A 306-nucleotide genomic window follows, 5' to 3' on the forward strand; every position below is an offset into this window, starting at 1 on the left:
AATGGTTCGGCACCGGCTGCCAGAGCCGGTGGCGGGAATCCCGGACATTCTTCTCGACTTGGCCTTTCTCCCACCCCGCCGCCGGGTTGCAGAATTCCGGCTCGAAGACATAATGGCTGGCCATTGCCAGGAAGCGCGCATTGATCTGGCGGTTCTTGCCTTTGCCGACCCGGTCAACCGCTGTGCGCGCGTCCATTGTCCTCGGACCAATGGCGGACAATTCCCTCTGTCATAAGTCCCGCGCTGGGGCACGCCGCCGAAGACCCGGAACGCATGCCAATGCGCGTCAAACAGCATCTCATGGGT

At 62.1% G+C, this 306-nt stretch carries 1 pseudogene; it reads right to left on the bottom strand.

Annotated features, from left to right (window positions below):
- A pseudogene (locus AC58NV_RS23805) lies at window positions 1-306 on the bottom strand (hypothetical protein); the annotation flags it as partial.

This window comes from Leisingera sp. ANG49, assembly GCF_059694505.1.